At 72.2% G+C, this 15,682-nt stretch carries 18 protein-coding genes and 1 pseudogene; 8 read left to right on the top strand and 11 right to left on the bottom strand.

Features of this window, described 5'->3' with window-relative positions; translation table 11 throughout:
- Positions 1-127: 127 nt before the first annotated feature.
- The 3 genes and pseudogenes from DLJ47_RS37890 to DLJ47_RS17425 form a co-directional block, all read left to right on the top strand.
- Positions 128-224: pseudogene (locus tag DLJ47_RS37890) on the top strand (GtrA family protein); the annotation flags it as partial.
- Between the two features lie 150 nt (positions 225-374).
- Positions 375-968 carry a GtrA family protein gene (locus DLJ47_RS17420; protein ID WP_109901017.1) on the top strand — a complete coding sequence of 198 codons (594 nt, stop codon included), beginning with the start codon at positions 375-377 and terminating at the stop codon, positions 966-968.
- A gap of 64 nt (positions 969-1,032) precedes the next feature.
- Entirely contained in the window at positions 1,033-1,758 is a 726-nt protein-coding gene (locus DLJ47_RS17425) for a GtrA family protein (RefSeq protein WP_109901018.1), read from the top strand.
- Between the two features lie 39 nt (positions 1,759-1,797).
- On the opposite strand, the gene DLJ47_RS17430 is transcribed toward DLJ47_RS17425, so the two are convergent.
- Complete coding sequence (locus DLJ47_RS17430) at positions 1,798-2,370, bottom strand: PH domain-containing protein (protein ID WP_109901064.1); 573 nt, start codon at positions 2,368-2,370, stop codon at positions 1,798-1,800.
- A gap of 170 nt (positions 2,371-2,540) precedes the next feature.
- Positions 2,541-3,416 (bottom strand): biotin--[acetyl-CoA-carboxylase] ligase, encoded by an 876-nt coding sequence (locus tag DLJ47_RS17435; protein ID WP_109901019.1) that lies wholly within the window; start codon positions 3,414-3,416, stop codon positions 2,541-2,543.
- A 105-nt stretch (positions 3,417-3,521) separates the two neighbouring features.
- Between DLJ47_RS17435 and DLJ47_RS17440 the strand changes: the two genes are divergently transcribed.
- Complete coding sequence (locus DLJ47_RS17440; protein ID WP_109901020.1) at positions 3,522-5,105, top strand: acyl-CoA carboxylase subunit beta; 1,584 nt, start codon at positions 3,522-3,524, stop codon at positions 5,103-5,105.
- 61 nt (positions 5,106-5,166) lie between these two features.
- On the opposite strand, the gene DLJ47_RS17445 is transcribed toward DLJ47_RS17440, so the two are convergent.
- The 5 genes from DLJ47_RS17445 to DLJ47_RS17465 all read right to left on the bottom strand — a co-directional run bounded on the left by DLJ47_RS17445 (position 5,167) and on the right by DLJ47_RS17465 (position 9,053).
- Positions 5,167-6,075, bottom strand: a complete 909-nt coding sequence (locus tag DLJ47_RS17445; protein ID WP_109901021.1) for a hypothetical protein — start codon at positions 6,073-6,075, stop codon at positions 5,167-5,169.
- The gene (locus tag DLJ47_RS17450; RefSeq protein WP_109901022.1) at positions 6,068-6,568 is read right to left on the bottom strand and encodes a SigE family RNA polymerase sigma factor; all 501 of its coding nucleotides are present in this window, start codon (positions 6,566-6,568) and stop codon (positions 6,068-6,070) included. The genes DLJ47_RS17445 and DLJ47_RS17450 overlap by 8 nt, the downstream gene beginning before the upstream one ends.
- Positions 6,569-6,631: 63 nt before the next feature.
- On the bottom strand, positions 6,632-7,615 hold the full coding sequence (locus DLJ47_RS17455; RefSeq protein WP_109901023.1) for a ketopantoate reductase family protein: 984 nt from the start codon (positions 7,613-7,615) through the stop codon (positions 6,632-6,634).
- 30 nt (positions 7,616-7,645) lie between these two features.
- On the bottom strand, positions 7,646-8,254 hold the full coding sequence (locus DLJ47_RS17460) for a class I SAM-dependent methyltransferase (protein ID WP_109901024.1): 609 nt from the start codon (positions 8,252-8,254) through the stop codon (positions 7,646-7,648).
- A 55-nt stretch (positions 8,255-8,309) separates the two neighbouring features.
- Positions 8,310-9,053: a M50 family metallopeptidase gene (locus DLJ47_RS17465; RefSeq protein WP_109901025.1), complete on the bottom strand. Its 744-nt coding sequence runs from the start codon at positions 9,051-9,053 to the stop codon at positions 8,310-8,312.
- A 100-nt stretch (positions 9,054-9,153) separates the two neighbouring features.
- Here DLJ47_RS17465 and DLJ47_RS17470 point away from each other — a divergent pair, with 100 nt between their 5' ends.
- Both DLJ47_RS17470 and DLJ47_RS17475 read left to right on the top strand, forming a co-directional pair.
- Positions 9,154-9,699: a Uma2 family endonuclease gene (locus DLJ47_RS17470; RefSeq protein ID WP_233257870.1), complete on the top strand. Its 546-nt coding sequence runs from the start codon at positions 9,154-9,156 to the stop codon at positions 9,697-9,699.
- Positions 9,700-9,892: 193 nt separating this feature from the next.
- Positions 9,893-10,645: a lysozyme gene (locus tag DLJ47_RS17475; RefSeq protein ID WP_109901026.1), complete on the top strand. Its 753-nt coding sequence runs from the start codon at positions 9,893-9,895 to the stop codon at positions 10,643-10,645.
- A 93-nt stretch (positions 10,646-10,738) separates the two neighbouring features.
- Here DLJ47_RS17475 and DLJ47_RS17480 read toward each other — a convergent pair whose 3' ends face one another.
- The 3 genes from DLJ47_RS17480 to DLJ47_RS17490 form a co-directional block, all read right to left on the bottom strand.
- Complete coding sequence (locus tag DLJ47_RS17480) at positions 10,739-10,966, bottom strand: hypothetical protein (RefSeq protein ID WP_109901027.1); 228 nt, start codon at positions 10,964-10,966, stop codon at positions 10,739-10,741.
- Positions 10,967-11,039: 73 nt separating this feature from the next.
- The gene (locus tag DLJ47_RS17485) at positions 11,040-11,648 is read right to left on the bottom strand and encodes a hypothetical protein (protein ID WP_109901028.1); all 609 of its coding nucleotides are present in this window, start codon (positions 11,646-11,648) and stop codon (positions 11,040-11,042) included.
- Positions 11,649-11,698: 50 nt separating this feature from the next.
- Entirely contained in the window at positions 11,699-13,609 is a 1,911-nt protein-coding gene (locus tag DLJ47_RS17490; RefSeq protein ID WP_109901029.1) for a serine/threonine-protein kinase, read from the bottom strand.
- Between the two features lie 91 nt (positions 13,610-13,700).
- Between DLJ47_RS17490 and DLJ47_RS17495 the strand changes: the two genes are divergently transcribed.
- Together DLJ47_RS17495 and DLJ47_RS17500 are read left to right on the top strand one after the other, a co-directional pair.
- A complete protein-coding gene (locus DLJ47_RS17495) occupies positions 13,701-13,913 on the top strand; it encodes an acyl-CoA carboxylase subunit epsilon (RefSeq protein ID WP_109901030.1) in 213 nt (70 codons plus the stop codon).
- Positions 13,914-14,059: 146 nt separating this feature from the next.
- Positions 14,060-14,515, top strand: a complete 456-nt coding sequence (locus DLJ47_RS17500) for a hypothetical protein (RefSeq protein WP_109901031.1) — start codon at positions 14,060-14,062, stop codon at positions 14,513-14,515.
- 292 nt (positions 14,516-14,807) lie between these two features.
- Here DLJ47_RS17500 and DLJ47_RS37760 read toward each other — a convergent pair whose 3' ends face one another.
- Positions 14,808-15,035: a hypothetical protein gene (locus DLJ47_RS37760; protein ID WP_158289832.1), complete on the bottom strand. Its 228-nt coding sequence runs from the start codon at positions 15,033-15,035 to the stop codon at positions 14,808-14,810.
- Positions 15,036-15,682: the final 647 nt, after the last annotated feature.

Here is a 15,682-nt window from a genome sequence, read left to right on the forward strand (position 1 = left end):
CCTTGTGGTCGACGCTGACCGGTCTATGGGATGCACGAGTCTCGGCGGCGCGATGCGTCGCCTTCGTGGAAACCTGGGATTGGGCTCAGCGTAAACCGGTGGACCTCGCCAGTCAGTGGTACTGGTTGTGAAGAACTGCACAAGGTACGGCCACGCTGCGGCATCACGAGCTAATACCCGCTTTCGCGCGCAGTTTCACGCAAATCCTGTCGTGCACCCTCGACCGACGGCGGATCGCCAGACCCGCCGGGGCGTCTCGGTACGACCGGCTCACGACCGATGGTTACCCGCGAACCGGCGCCGGATTCCCCTCCGGACGGTTACGCTCCGTTCATCGACATCGCACCCGCCGCGGCGGCTCGCCGTTGCTACCCGTGCCGGGTGACGACAGCCGGTACGCTCGCTCCGTGGCCGCGACGATGACCGGGGAGCCGAGCTCCCGGCAGGAGCCGAGCTCTCGGGGGAAGCGCCCGGGTCTCGTCCGCTCGCTGCTGGACCGGTTCGGTCATCTCGTCCGGGAGCTGAGCAAGTTCGCCACGGTGGGCGGGATCGCGTTCCTCATCGACTTCGCGCTGTTCAACTACCTGACGGGCGTGCGGGACGTCGAGCCGGTCATCGGGAAGACCATCTCGACAGTCATCGCGGCCACCGTCGCCTTCCTCGGCAACCGGTTCTGGACGTGGCGGCACCGCCGCGGCGCCAACCCGGCCCGCGAGTACGCACTGTTCTTCTTCTTCAACGGGGTGGGCCTGGGTATCGCGGTCGCCTGCCTCGCGGTGAGCCGTTACGGGCTCGGCAGCATCTGGCCGGAGGTGTTCCAGACCCCGCTGGCGGACAACATCGCCAGCTTCATCGTCGGCACCGGGCTCGGCACGCTGTTCCGGTTCTGGTCGTACCGACGGTTCGTCTTCGTGGAAGCGGGAACTCCGACCGTTCCGGAAGTGACGCACGACCGACCCGGGGCGTGACCTGCCGCCCACCCTCGTCCGGCCGGCCCCTGCCGGCCCCATCCACTGGCCTAAGGTGTTCCGCATGCGTCTTGTCCGTCTGCTGCCCGAGCGCTGGCAGAAGTTCATCCACGAGGCGCTCAAATTCGGCATCGTCGGCGGCATCAACACAGTCATCAATTACGCGGTGTTCAATGCGCTGGCACTCACCGTTTTTGTCGACGGTCAACTGAAGGCGACGGTCATCGCCACCGTGGTGGCGACGATCACCTCGTATCTGATGAACCGGCACTGGACGTACCGGGATCGCCCCAAATCGGCCCTGCGGCGCGAATACGCACTGTTCTTCCTGTTCAATGCCACCGGCCTGCTCATCGAGTTGGGTGTGCTCGCACTGGCCAAGTACGGCCTGGGCATGACCGGCCTGCTCGCGTTGAACGTGGCGAAGACCGGCGGCGTGCTGCTGGCCACGCTGTTCCGGTTCTGGTCGTACCGCACGTTCGTCTTCCAGCCGGCGCCGGCCGAGGCCCAGCCGACCTGGCACAGCATTCCGCGCGACGAGTGGGACAACATCGCCGAGCTGGACCCGGTGGCCGAGCTGGCCGAGTCGATCTCCGAGTTGGAGGAGGTCCAGCCGCCACCGTCCGGCGCGAGACGCGGACCGGCCGCCGAGCCGGCGCACGGCCCGGGCGCCCCGGTGCAGGGCCGCCCGGTTCCGCTCGACGCCGGCGTCGGCGCCCTGGATCGCGAACTCGAAGCCGAGCTCGCCGCCGAACTTCAGGCCACCTCCCGCCGCACCCCGCGCCGCTGACCGCACCCCGCCCGCCCGGGGCGAGCGGGACGGAGTGGATCAGGCGGTGGGATCGCGCAGCGGCTTGCCCTCGTTCAGGTCGGCGAGGATCTCGCGCATCTCCGAGTCGCCGAGCGAGTGCTTGTCGTGGTGCGCCTCGACCAGCTCGTAGAGCTTGGTCTGCACCTGGCCGACCCGGGGCACGTCGGGCAGCACGGACTGGCCACGCTCGCCGGCCGATTCGATGGTCAGCGTGCCGCAGCCGAGCAGACGCTCGACGAAGCGCTGGCTCATCGCGTGGTCGTTGACCCGGGTGAGCGGGATGTCCCGCCGGTCCCGGGAGAGCACCCCCTGCTGGAGCAGTACCCGCTCGTTGGTGAACAGGTAGTGCGTGGTGCGCCAGACCAGGAACGGCCAGAGCGCCAGCCAGAGCACCGCCACCAGGGCCAGCACCCCGATCACGGCGAGCGCGATCGACCCACCCCCGCCGGACGGCAGCAGGACCAGACCGGCCACCACCGCGCCGACGGCGAGCACCAGCACCGCCACTGGCCGGATCAGGGCCTTCCAGTGCGGGTGCAGGTGCAGCACGACGTGCTCGTCCTCGGTGAGCACGTCTTCGGGGAACGCCACGGGAACCTCCTCGCAGGAACGGACGCGCTGACCGTAACCGGTCAGCGCCCGCCCGGACATCAGCCGCGCGGGCGGCACCCGCCCACTCGCGCGATCTTGCACCTACCGCCCCTCGTGCCCGGCTTCCGCCCCTTTCCGCCGGGGCGCCTGCCGCTGGATCGCCGCGAGGGTCAGCGAAGGTGGAGGACGTCTCCGGCGGCCAGGTGACGCTCGCCGGTGGGGGTCTGGACGAGGAGTTGGCCGTCCGGGTCGACGCCGGTGGCCAGGCCGGCGACGTCGGTTCCGTCGGGCAGCAGCACCCGTACCTCCTTGCCGACCGTGACGCAGGCGGCCAGGTAGGCGTCGCGCAGCCCGCTGGCCACCGCGTCGCCGCCGGCCGTGCGCCAGCGGTCGTACCAGTCGGCGACCGCGCGCAACAGGGCCCGCAGCAGCGGATCCCGGTCGGTCGCCGCCGCGCCCGCCAACTGGAGCGAGGTGGCGGGCAGCCCGGTCGGGTTCACCGGCAGCTCGTCGGCGCGCAGCGTGACGTTCAGCCCGACACCGAGCACGATCGCGGGCGGGTCGCCGGGCCGGGCCGCCGGCACCGCCTCGGCCAGGATCCCGGCGCACTTCGCGTCGCCGACCAGCAGGTCGTTCGGCCACTTCAGGCCGGCGTCCAGCTCGGCCAGCCGAGCCACCGCCTCGACCAGCGCCACGCCGGCCAGCAGCGGCAGCCAGCCGTACCCGGCGGACGGCGCCGCCGGCCAGCGGCGCTCCGGGACGGCCTCGCCGGGCCGCAGCAGCACGCTGGTCGCGATGCCGGCCCGGGGCGGCGACTGCCAGACCCGGCCCCGGCGGCCGCGCCCGGCGGTCTGCCGCTCGGCGACCACGACCAGGCCCTCCGGCTCACCGGCCAGCGCCGCCTCGGCCGCGTCGGCGTTGGTCGAGCCGGTTTCGGCCCGCAGCTCCAGCCGGTTCCACGGCCCGTACGGGGCGACCAGCGCCCGCCGCAGCCGCGCCGCCGACAGCGGCGGGCGGTCCAGATCGGTGTACGGCGAGCCCGGCATTCCGCCAGCCTACGGCCCGCCGTTGGCGGGCTCGCCGGGTCGCCCCGACCAAGCTGAGGCGAACTGCACAGCGGCGACGACCTGAACCATCGTTATATTCCCTGGGTGACTACCGAGACCGGGATCAACATCCACAGCACCGCGGGCAAGCTGGCGGACCTGGAGCGCCGGGTCGACGAGGCGGTGCACGCCGGATCGGCGCGGGCGGTGGAGAAGCAGCACGCGCGGGGCAAGAAGACCGCCCGGGAGCGGATCGAGCTGCTGCTCGACGAGGGCTCCTTCGTCGAGCTGGACGAGCTGGCCCGGCACCGGTCCACCAACTTCGGGCTGGACAGGACCCGCCCGTACGGCGACGGCGTCATCACCGGCTACGGCACCATCGACGGCCGGCAGGTCTGCGTCTTCGCCCAGGACTTCACGGTCTTCGGCGGCTCGCTCGGCGAGGTCTTCGGCGAGAAGATCGTCAAGGTGATGGACCTGGCCATGAAGATCGGCTGCCCGGTCATCGGCATCAACGACTCCGGCGGCGCCCGGATCCAGGAGGGCGTCGCCTCGCTCGGCCTCTACGGCGAGATCTTCTTCCGCAACGTACGGGCCAGCGGCGTCATCCCGCAGATCTCCCTGATCATGGGCCCGTGCGCGGGCGGCGCTGTCTACTCCCCGGCGGTCACCGACTTCACCGTGATGGTCGACCAGACCTCGCACATGTTCATCACCGGCCCGGACGTCATCAAGACGGTCACCGGCGAGGACGTGGCGATGGAGGACCTGGGCGGCGCCCGGACGCACAACACCCGCAGCGGCAACGCGCACTACCTCGCCACCGACGAGGAGGATGCGATCGAGTACGTCAAGGCGCTGCTGTCGTACCTGCCGTCGAACAACCTGGACGAGCCGGTGGTCTACCCGGTGGACGCCGACCTCGACGTCACGGACGAGGACCGCGAGCTGGACACGCTGATCCCGGACTCGGCGAACCAGCCGTACGACATGCACCGGGTGATCGAGCACGTCCTGGACGACGGCGAGTTCCTGGAGGTCCAGCCGCTCTACGCGCAGAACCTGGTCATCGGCTACGGCCGGGTCGAGGGGCGGCCGGTCGGGGTGGTGGCCAACCAGCCGATGCACTTCGCCGGCACGCTGGACATCGCCGCCAGCGAGAAGGCGGCCCGCTTCGTGCGCACCTGCGACGCGTTCAACATCCCGGTGCTGACCTTCGTGGACGTGCCCGGCTTCCTGCCCGGCACCGGCCAGGAGTGGGACGGCATCATCCGCCGCGGCGCCAAGCTCATCTACGCGTACGCCGAGGCCACCGTCCCGAAGGTCACCGTCATCACCCGCAAGGCGTACGGCGGGGCGTACGACGTGATGGGCTCCAAGCACCTCGGGGCGGACCTGAACTTCGCCTGGCCGACCGCCCAGATCGCGGTGATGGGCGCGCAGGGCGCGGTGAACATCCTCTACCGGCAGGAGCTGGCCGCCGCCGAGGACCCGGCCGCGGTGCGCGCCGAGAAGATCGCCGAGTACGAGGACACCTTGGCCAACCCGTACATCGCGGCCGAGCGCGGCTACGTCGACTCGGTGATCCCGCCGCACGAGACCCGCGCCCAGATCGTCCGCGCCCTGCGCGTGCTGCGCACCAAGCGGGAGACCCTGCCGCCCAAGAAGCACGGCAACATCCCGCTCTGAGCACCGTCCCGCCGCGCGGCTTCCGGAGTTGCCCGGAGGCCGCGCGGATCGTGGCCGGCGGTCAACAGCCGGGGTTGGCCGCCACGCACATCCGGCGCGCCGCGGTCCTGCCCAGCGCCTCCAGGTCGGTGTAGCTGAGGCCGCCGGGTCGGGCGTCGTCCACCGTGTCCTTGATGGTGTCCGGGCCGGTGGCGACCACGGTGACCAGGTCGCCGACCCGCACCACCATGGTGACCTCGACCGGCGGGGTCGCGGCGACCGGCTTCCCGCCGGTGCGGCTGCGCGGCGCCAGCGGGACGTGCCGCACCATCACGGACTCGTCGCCGGCGAATCCGCTGACCGGCGTCTCCCAGCGGTGCGGGTTCACGGTCGACACCACCCGGCCGTTCAGCACGGCGGAACCGGTGAACTCCCATTCCGCGCAGGCGTGCAGCAGCAGCTTCACCAGGCCGAAGACCGCCGGGCTCTGGTCCGGTTCGACCCGGTAGACGTCCTGGGTGAGCACCGGGTGCTGGCCCGACGGGCCGGTCGCCGGCGGCAGCAGGGTCTGCGACCGCGAGTAGCGGGAGGTGGGCGCGGTCGACGCAACGCCCCGTTGGCGGCCGCAGGACTCCAGCATCGGGTCGACCCGCACCGGCTCCCGCAGGCCGGCCGCACCGAGTCGCGTGCCGGTCTTCAGCGGCACGTCCCGGGGGTCGAGCAGGGCTTCCTGCGGGATCTCGGTCAGCCCGGCGGTCGCCGGCGACGCCGGTGGGCCGGGGGTCGCGGCGACCAGCGGCGCGGGCGGCGTCGACCGGTCCGCCGCCACGTACCCGAAACCGGTGACCAGGACGAGCACGGCGGTCGCCGCGCCGGCCGCCGTGCGGCGGCTGCGCCGGCGGGCCCGGGCCCGGATCTCGGCCGGCTCCGGCCACTGGACCTCCCGCAGCGCGCGGTTCAGCTGGTCGACGACCGTCACGTCCTCACGCATCGGCGGCCTCCTCCAGGTCAGCGACGGCGAGCAGCCCGGCGAGCGCGGCCCGCCCCCGGGAGAGTCGGGCCTTGACCGTGCCCACCGGGGCGGCCGTCTCCCGGGCCACCTCGGCGACCGGCATCCCGAGCAGGTAGTAGAGCGCGATGGCGGTGCGCTGCTCCTCGGGCAGCCGGCGCAGCGCGGCGACCACCTCGACGGTGTCGGTGTCCGGCCCGGGGACGCTCTCGGTGGCGCCATGCCGCAGGTAGGCCCGCGCCCGGCTGCGCAGGCTGCGCCACCGGCTCACCGCGATCCGGGACGCCACCACCCGCACCCACGCCTCCGGCTCGTCGTACCGGCTCACCGTCGACCAGCGCTGCCAGGCCCGGATGTACGCCTCCTGGACCGCGTCCTGCGCTTCGGCGAAGTCGCCGGTGAGCACGTAGACGAAACCGAGCAGCCGTTGCCGGCTGCCGCGGTAGAACTCGTCGAACTCGTCGACGTCCGACACCTGGTTACCTCCCCCGTGGCGGTCGCAGGGGACACGCGCGACCCGGTGCCATCGGTTGCCGGCTCAGCCGATCATCTTCGTCAGCTCGGCGAGCGGGAACCCGCCGGCCGGGATCCGCTCCCGCACCGCGCGGCGGACCGCGACCTGCACGGCGGCGTTGGCCGGCGTCGGTACGCCGTGCAGCCGGCCGAGCAGCACGATCTCGCCGTTGAGGTGGTCGGCCTCGGCCGAGCCGGCGCCGCGGGCGAGGCTCTGCCAGGTGGAGCCGCCGGCCCGTTCCGCCCCACCGACCGGCCGGTGCTGCACCAGGTCACCCCGCTCGGCCGCCTCCTCGGCCCGAGAGGTGTACGCGATGCCGGCGGCGGCGAGCACCGCCTCGGCCTCCGCGCGGACCCGGCCGGCCAGGTCGTCCGGGACGTCCCGGCCGAGCAACGCCTGCAGGCCGTTGCCGAGGTTGGCCAGCAGCTTGCCGTACTTCCAGCGCATCACGTCGTCGCGGACCGGGGCGACGAAACCGGCGCCGGTCAGGTCGGCGGCGACAGCCCGGTCGACCGCGTCCGAGCCGGTGGGGTAGCGACCCAGGTGGAGCATCCCCGGGTGCGGGTGGCCGTTGGCCACCACCACGCCCGGCTCCAGGTGAGTGGCGGGCAGCCAGACACAGACCGGGTGCACCTCAGCGAAGAGCCGCAGCGCGGCCGGTTCGTTGGCCACCCCGTTCTGCGCTGTGAACAGGGGCAGTCGCTCCCCCGCCGTACCGCCGCCGGCCACCGGCGCGTCCGCCCAGGCCGCCAGCGCGCCGGCGGTGTCCTGCGACTTGACGGTCAGCACCAGCACGGTGTCCGCGGGCAGCGGGCGGTCGCCCGGCCGGTCCACGGCGGGCAGCCGGGCGGTCTGCTCGCGCTCGGGCTGGCGCAGGGTCAGACCGCGCTGCCGGATCGCGTCCAGATGCGCGCCGCGGGCCACCAGCGTGACGTGGTGGCCGGCCTCCGCCAGCCGTACGCCGATGGTGCCGCCGACCGCGCCCGCCCCGATGATCACATACCGCACGGCCCCATTCTGCCTGCTACCCGGCGCGGCTCAGCCGGCGGCGACGGCCAGGACTGCCAGCCACGACTCGCCGACCGGCGAGGTGTCCCGTTCCCGGCGCAGCGGAACGAGGCCAGCGCCGGCGAGCAACGCCTCGACCTCGGGGAGGCGGTAGCGGGCGAAGTAGCGGTCGACCGCCTCGCCTGGCCAGCGTTCCCAGCCCTCGCCCTCGCCCTCCTTGAGGCTGAGCAACAGCGGGCCGCCCGGTCGCAGCACTCGGCGAACACCGGCCAAGGCGGCCGGCGCGTCGGCCTTCGGTAGGTGCAGCAGCGACGCCGAGCACCAGACCCCGCCCAGGGTGGCCGAACGGATCGGCAGCCGGAGCAGGTCGCCCTGCACCAGCGGCGCCGCCACCCGGGCGCGGGCGCGGGCCAGCATCCCGGCCGACAGGTCCATCCCGACGCCGGTCAGCCCCAGCTCGGCCAGGAACGCCAGGTCCCGCCCCGGACCGCAACCCAGGTCGAGCACCGGCCCGTCGACCCGGGCGCGGAAGTCGTCGGCCAGCGCCCGGTAGGTCGCCGGCACCTCGGGGTTCCGCGCGTCGAAGTCCGCCGCGATCAGGTCGTACGCCGCCCGGTTCCGCTCGATCAGCTCCGTCATCCCGCCTCCTGACCCCTCGTTTGTGCTCTTCGCGCTGGTCACCGGGTTCGTGCGGTCACAGGGTGACGCCGGCGTCGGTGAGGATCGGGCCGGCCAGCACGACCGCGCCGACGGCCAGGGTGACCAGGTTGACCAGCGCGAACACCGTCACCCAGAAGAACGCCGGCAGCGGGGTGATCCCGGCCAGTTGGTCGGCGTCGGACTCGGGCATCCGGCCCCGGCCGCGCAGCCGTTGCAGCTCCAGCACCGGCCGGACGCCGCCGAGCAGCAGGAACCACACCCCGGTGTACGCGAACGCGGCCTGCACCTGCGGCGAGGCGTACCAGGAGACGGCGAGCACGATCCCGCCGGTGACCAGCAGCGACAGCACACCGAACACATTGCGGATCATGACCAGCATGGCGAGCAGCAGCGCCACGGCGACCCAGAGCAGCAGCGTGGTCCGGTTGCCGCCGAGCAGCCACGCGCCGGCCAGCCCGACCAGCGGCGGGGCGAGGTAGCCGGCGAGCAGCGTGAGGATCATCCCGGGGCCGGTCGGCCGGCCGGCCGAGAGGGTCAGCCCGGAGGTGTCCGAGTGCAGCCGGATGCCACGCAACCTGCGGCCGGTGAGCAGGGCGGCCAGCGCGTGGCCGCCCTCGTGCGCGATGGTGACCGCGTTGCGCGCGATCCGCCAGGGCAGCCGGGTGGAGACCACCACCAGGGCGACGGCGGCGGTGAGCAGCACCAGCAGCGGCGGCGGATCCGGCTGCGCCCCGAAGAGGCGGTCCCAGAGCCCGGTCAACCCGTCGATCGACACCATGGGGCGCGAGCCTACCGGCCGTCCTCGTGTCGGCGGCCGCCCGATTGCTCGTATCGTGTGAGACTGACCGGGTGGCGATCGGAGCGGGAGGTGAACGCCGGTGAGCGCGGCCCCCCTGGAAAACCATGTCGGGCTCTGGACGGAGGCCGACTACCTCGCCATGGGCGACACCCCGAACCGGATCGAGCTGCTCGACGGGAGCCTGATCGTGAGCCCTGCCCCGAGCAAGCGGCACCAGCGGGTGTCGCGCCTGCTGGCCAACAGCGTCGAGGCCGCGGCCGGCGGCCTCGCGGTGTTCGAGGCGGTCAACGTCCGACTCGGGGTCGACCGGATCGTCATTCCGGACGTGGTGGTCGCCGACACCGACGACGAGGGCACCGTGGTGGAGGCCGGGGAGGTCGTCCTGGTCGCCGAGATCGTCTCGCCGGGGAACGCCGCCGCCGACCGGCTGGTCAAGATGCAGCTCTACGCGATCGCCCGGATCCCCTGGTATCTGCTGGTCGAGCAGGACGGTCAGAGCCACTCGTTGCGACTGTTCCGGCTGGACGGCGCCCACTACGTCGAGGACCAGGTCGCCAAGGCGGGCGAGCAACTCAGCCTGACCGAGCCGTTCCGTTGGCGGATCGACCCGGCTGCACTCCGCTAAGCGGCCCTCACCCACCCCCGCGTTCCAACCGGCGACACCAAACGTTGCCTTCCCGAAACCCTCCGTCGACGTCGACGATCCGGTTCCGATCGAACGTTAGCCATCGATGTAGATTTCTTTAGGTCCCCTTGTGATCGAGGGCACTTACCTCCAAAGATAGTCGTCAATCCCATCGGCGTCCTTGGAGGCATCCATGACCCGTACCAGATCATCGCTGCGCAGAATGCTCGCCGCCGGCCTCACCGTCCTCGCCACCGCGGCGGCGGGGCTCGTGGCCACCGCGACCCCGGCACAAGCCGCCACCGTCCCCGGCATCGACGTGTCCCACTACCAGGGCGCCATCAACTGGACCAGCGTCCGCAACGCCGGCATCCAGTTCGCGTTCATCAAGGCCACCGAGGGCACCAGCTACAAGGACCCGCGGTTCAACACCAACTACGTGGCCGCCTACAACGCCGGCGTCATCCGCGGCGCGTACCACTTCGCCCGGCCCAACATCTCCTCCGGCGCCGTGCAGGCGAACTACCTGGCCTCCAACGGCGGCGCCTGGTCGGCCGACAGCCGCACCCTGCCCGCCGCGCTGGACCTCGAGGCCAACCCGTACTCCGGCGGCTACTGCTACGGCCTGAGCACGACTGGCATGCGCAACTGGGTGCAGGACTTCCTGAACACCTACCGCTCCCGCACCGGCCGGTACGCGGTCATCTACACCACCACCAGCTTCTGGAACACCTGCACCGGCAGCTGGAGCGGCCCGTGGGGCAACCACCCGCTGTGGATCGCCCGGTGGGCGAGCTCGCCCGGCACCCTGCCGCCCGGCGCGCCGTTCTGGAGCTTCTGGCAGTACACCAGCACCGGCAGCGTCTCCGGCATCGCCGGCAACGTCGACCGCAACTACTGGAACGGTGACCGGAGCCGGCTGATCGCGCTGGCCAACAACACCTGATCCGCCCCGGGGAGGCAGTTGGCGGCAGCGGGATCGGCTGTCACCGTACGGTGGACAACTGGTCCGGCTGCCGCCACGCCGCTCGGCCCGGGGTCAGGCCCGTCGCCTCGCCATCGCCGGGACCGGGGACTCCTCGCGGGCGAGGGCGCCGCGCCGCGACAGCCGCCAGCCAGCCACTCCGGCAAGGGTGACGGTCACGACGCTGAGCAGCGCGACCAGCACCGGCAGCCCCACGCTGACCAGGACGAGAACGATGTCGCCGAGCGCGACCAGCATCCACAGTGCCACCCGGGGGCGGGTGTCCTTGCGTCGGTAGCCCATGTCGTACCTCCTTCCGTCGTGCCGGTTGAGATACCCCGGCAGACGGGAGGCCATGCGAACCAATTGGCAGTCCCTAGCCGGGCTGGGAGATCGACTGGCGATCGAGGTAGCCGAACTGGGCGACGAAGGCCAGCAGAGCCAGCACCGTGCCGACGCCGATCGCGAGCCCGGCCGACACCCCCGCGAGCCGGGCCAGCAGGGTCGCCGCGAGCCCGACCAGCAGCGCGTTCACCGCGCCCACCATCGCCGCCGTCGTCAGCAACAGCTGCGCCCTCCGCGGCGCGTTACCGACCGCCGCCCAGGTCGCCCGCATGATGCCCTCCTCCTGCACCGCGTCGGCGAAGAAGTCGTGCTCACCGGCCAGCCGGCGGTGGTAGTACGCCCGGATGCGCTGGATCCGCGCCAGATCCAACTCGTTCTCCACCATGTTCTGCACCAGCCGCAGGAAGGTGAGCAAGCCGGTGATCAGCAGCGTCGGCAGCACCGCACCCAGGTACGGCCGGACGAGCGTGGCGTTGCTGGCGACGAAACCGAGCCCGATCAGCGCGGCGGAGAGCATGGACAGGAAGACGGTCGCCCGGCCCACCGACTCGGTGACGGTCGCGCTGCGTGAGGTCTGCAGCACGAAATGCTCGGTGGTCAGGGCGGTGAGCAGCGCCCGCTCGCGTTCCCCGTCGTCCATGCACCTCACGATGACGTGCTCGGTGCGGCACCGGACGGAAGTTGCCCGATTCAGTCCTGGCGGTCGGGCACGAAGCCCTTCGCGATCAGCTCGAAGTTGGGCAGGTTGGCCTGCCAGTCCTTGTCGGCCACCTCCCAGCGCAGGGCGTAGCCACGGTTCTTGGCGGTGACGAAGCCGCGGTTGCGGACCCGGATCCTGGTGCCGTCGCGGGTCTCCCGCCACTCCCAGTCCGCGCAGGTCTTCCAGAAGTCGCAGCGCACGATGCTGATGTACTCGTAGTTGTTGACGATCTTCCTGCGGTCCGGCTCGATCCGCTCCCAGTCGGCCTTCGCGTCCGACTTCGGCGTGCTGGTCCACTGGACGAGCAGCTCACGTACCCCGTTGGGCTCGTCGAAGACGACGGTGTTGGTTCCGGCGTTACGGCGTACCCAGCCCTCAGGCAGCGGCAGCGTGAAACCGGCCGGGTCCTTGTGCAGTTTCCAGCCGGGCGGCAGGACCAGACCGGACGCCGAGGCCGACGGCGTCGGGCTGAGGGCGGCGCTGGTCGGCGGGGGCGGGGCGGGCGCCGAGCTCGTCGATGCGGTGGTCGGCGTGCTGGTCGAGCCGGCCTGCGGGGTGCCGCCGCCGTCCTTGTCGTCATCGCTGTTGAGCAGCGGGACCACCACGACCAGGCCGAGCAGGAGCAGCGCGACCACCACCCCGATCAGCACGTTGCGCCGGGTGTTGTCCGGCTTCGTAGCGTCGGACGGCAGCACCGGCGCGCGCCCGGACGGCGGGCTCACCGGCGCGGGCATGACGGAGGTGGGGTTCACCGGCTTACGCGGCTCGGCCTTCGTGCCGCCGGCGGCCGACGCCGGCGGGTCGACCTTCGTGGTGGGGCCGGCGTCCACGCTGGACGGCGGCTCGACCTTCGCGGTGGGCGCGACGTCCGACCCGGCCGGCACCTTCGCGGTGGCGTCCTCCGCGGCCGCCCCCGCAGCGGCCGTCGAGGCGGGTGCCTGCGGTGCCCGGGGCGCCGGCGGGCTGACCGGCCGGTGCTCCTCCGCCGGTCGCGGCGCGGGCACCAGCGGCGGGCGCGGTTCGCGCGGACCGTTCGGCCCCGGCCGGCGTACGCCGTCGAGCAGCGGGATGGTCCGCGACCGCTTGCCGCCGGCCCGGCGCAGCAGCCGCTCAGCGACCTCGGCGGTGATCCGGTCGTTCGGGTCCTTGCGCAGCAGGCCGTTGAGCACCGGCTTGAGCGGCCCGGCGTTCTTCGGCGGCGGCAGCGGTTCGGTGGCGAGCGCGGCCAGCGTGGCGATCGCCGACGGCCGGGCGTACGGCGACTTGCCCTCCACCGCCGCGTAGAGGGTGGCGCCCAGCGACCAGAGGTCGGCCTCCGGCCCGGCGGTGCCGTCGCGGGCCCGCTCCGGCGCGATGTACGCGGGCGAGCCGAGCACCATGCCGGTGCGGGTGACGTTCGGGTCACCGGGGATGGTGGCGAGACCGAAATCGGTCAACACCACCCGGCCGTCGTTGCCGAGCAGCACGTTGCCCGGCTTGACGTCGCGGTGCATCACGCCGGCCTTGTGCGCCGCCTTCAGCGCACCGAGCACGCCGAGCCCGATCTCCACCGCGCGGGCGGGCGGCACCGGGCCGTCCTCGGCGAGAGTGTCCTGCAAGGACTTCGACGGCACGTACTCCATGACGATCCACGGGTCGCCGTCGGTGCGCAGCACGTCGAAGATGCGGACGACGTTGATGTGGTTGAGCCGGGCGATGGCCCGCGCCTCCCGCAGCGAACGTTCCCGCATCTCGCGGCGCTCGTCGTCGGTGAGGCTGGGCGGCGGGACCAGTTCCTTGATCGCCACGTCCCGGTGCAGCACCTCGTCGCGCGCCTTCCACACCCGACCCATGCCACCCTGACCGAGCGGCGAAATCAGCCGGTATCGGTCAGCGACGAGTTGGGGAAGCGGGTTCGACATCGCAGAGACGGTACCCGGAGCCCCCGACTGTCACACCGGCGGCACGCCACTGTGCGGCATAGGTCAACTTCTCGACGCGTACGCTGACGGCATGTCTGCCGAAGAGCCGCTGTTCCGGGTCGTCCGCGGCGTACCGACCGCCGAGGAGCTGGCCGCCCTGGTGGGTGCGATCGCCGTGCGGTCCCGGCCGGCCGCCGCGCCCGCGCCGGCCGCCGTCTCGGCCTGGGCGCGCAGCGCACGACCGGCCGGCGCGGCCGTCGCCGCCGGCCCCGGCGCGTGGCGCGCCTCCGGCCTGCCCCGCTGACTTTTTCCAGGTACGGATCACCGCAGCTCGGTGGCGGTGATCCGGAGGCCGGGTGACGGATGTCCATGGCCTTGGGGCTGCCGCCGTCGTCGCGCAGCCATTAACCTCACTCAGGGAAACGGCGCCGTAACAGGTAGGGAGGGCCGATGATCCCTGAGGAGGACCGCCCAGCGTCCTGGCTCCGCGGCTACGGCGGCATCGAGGCCGACATCCGCAAGATGCGCGAGTTCGCCGACCGGCTCCAGGCCGAGGTGGAGCGCAACTACGCACCGCACCTGTCGTACATCGCCGAGGACATGACGGCGAAGGTGCCCAACCCGGCGGACGCCTTCATCGAGCTGGTCGACTTCCTGCGCGCCCATCACGAGACCCAGCAGGCCACCGCCGACATGGTCTGGGGCCTCGGCGGCGTCACCGGGCACCTCGCCGCCGCCGCCGCGACCGTCGCCGAGCAGTACACCGGTTCCGACGCCTTCTCCTCCGCCCGGGTGGCCGACGTCGAACGGGCGCTCGCCGCTCCCGGCCCGATCGCGCCGACCGCTCCCCCGCCGGTGCTGGGCGACCCCACCGGGCCGGAGAGCGGGCCGGTGGTGCTGCCGTGATCGAACGGGGCAGCGGCCGTACCTCCGGCCTCACCGACTGGCGCCTGATGGACGTGGCGAGCATGTGGGCCTGCCTGCAGGACCACGACACCACCAACCACTGGAAGCAGGTCGCCGGCTGGCGCAAGGTCTGCGACCTGGCCCAGACCCACCTGGCCCGGCTCCAGGAATACCGGCGCGGTCTGGCCGAGGCGTGGCCGCCGGAGACCAACGAGGCCGCCCGCGCCTACCTGCGCGAGCTGGACGAGCTGATCGACAAGGTACGCCGCACGCACGACGCCGCCACCGCCAACTACACGACGCTCTCCGCCGCCACCCAGGCCATCGGCAGCAGCCGGGCCGAGCTGGAGAAGGTGTACGAGGAGTGGGCGGTCAAGCTCCAGCAGAAGCGGGCGTACGAGGCGACCGCCGCCGACCCGAAGGCGGCCATGGGCAGTCGGGTGCCGGACCAGCCGGTGACGGACGCCGACCTGGAGCGGCTCAACGTCCAGGCGCGCGGCATCATGTACGGCCTCAGCACCGAACTCCAACACGCCCAAGTAATGCTCCGCCAGCCTCCGCCTGTCCCCGGGATGGCGGGGCGTAAAGACCCTCAGAGCGCCGACGTTTACGGTGGGGCCGCGCCCGCTATTCCGCCGATTGTCGCGGTACCACTGCCCTCGGCTAGCAACATGTCATCGATTACACGACCAGCCAGTACGCCTCGGCCTGCGCCGGCTCCGACCGCACCGGGGGTAGGGCCGGTACTTGGTGGCGCCCCCGCCCGACTGGCACCCGCCTCCAGTGGTCCCGCAAATCCCCAAACCTCGTCCACGCCACTCAACTCACCTTCCAGTATCGGGCTGCCAGCCACGCCACCGCCGGTGACGAGTCGCGGCCGCCCGTCTGCCCCTGGTGAGCCCGGCGAGCCCGGGGGTAGGCGAGCCAACAGCCTTTCGCCCAATACCTCGCCCGCGACCCGATCGCTGCCTCCAGGCGGTCTGATTGGTGGGCCACCCGGGCTAGGACTTGGGCAACCAGGGATAGGCAATAGCCAACCTCGCCGGGTCAACCCAATCGGCGGGGTGATCGGCGGTGGTGGCGCGGGAACTGCACCTTCTGGTGGGGCAGGCTCTCGTCCAGGCGGGGGGCGGAGTGTAGCGGGTCATGGAATCTCCCCAATCGGTG

Origin of the sequence: Micromonospora sp. S4605, assembly GCF_003176715.1 — a bacterium.
Lineage (GTDB): Bacteria > Actinomycetota > Actinomycetes > Mycobacteriales > Micromonosporaceae > Micromonospora > Micromonospora echinaurantiaca.

Excerpts from the sequence above, each read along its gene's own strand:
- DLJ47_RS17425 (WP_109901018.1), top strand. The coding sequence starts at position 1,033 with ATGCGTCTTGTCCGTCTGCTGCCCGAGCGCTGGCAGAAGTTCATCCAC.
- DLJ47_RS17435 (WP_109901019.1), bottom strand. The coding sequence starts at position 3,416 with ATGCCGGGCTCGCCGTACACCGATCTGGACCGCCCGCCGCTGTCGGCG.
- DLJ47_RS17445 (WP_109901021.1), bottom strand. The coding sequence starts at position 6,075 with ATGCGTGAGGACGTGACGGTCGTCGACCAGCTGAACCGCGCGCTGCGG.
- DLJ47_RS17460 (WP_109901024.1), bottom strand. The coding sequence starts at position 8,254 with ATGACGGAGCTGATCGAGCGGAACCGGGCGGCGTACGACCTGATCGCG.
- DLJ47_RS17465 (WP_109901025.1), bottom strand. The coding sequence starts at position 9,053 with ATGGTGTCGATCGACGGGTTGACCGGGCTCTGGGACCGCCTCTTCGGG.
- DLJ47_RS17475 (WP_109901026.1), top strand. The coding sequence starts at position 9,893 with ATGACCCGTACCAGATCATCGCTGCGCAGAATGCTCGCCGCCGGCCTC.
- DLJ47_RS17480 (WP_109901027.1), bottom strand. The coding sequence starts at position 10,966 with ATGGGCTACCGACGCAAGGACACCCGCCCCCGGGTGGCACTGTGGATG.
- DLJ47_RS17485 (WP_109901028.1), bottom strand. The coding sequence starts at position 11,648 with ATGGACGACGGGGAACGCGAGCGGGCGCTGCTCACCGCCCTGACCACC.
- DLJ47_RS17490 (WP_109901029.1), bottom strand. The coding sequence starts at position 13,609 with ATGTCGAACCCGCTTCCCCAACTCGTCGCTGACCGATACCGGCTGATT.
- DLJ47_RS17495 (WP_109901030.1), top strand. The coding sequence starts at position 13,701 with ATGTCTGCCGAAGAGCCGCTGTTCCGGGTCGTCCGCGGCGTACCGACC.
- DLJ47_RS17500 (WP_109901031.1), top strand. The coding sequence starts at position 14,060 with ATGATCCCTGAGGAGGACCGCCCAGCGTCCTGGCTCCGCGGCTACGGC.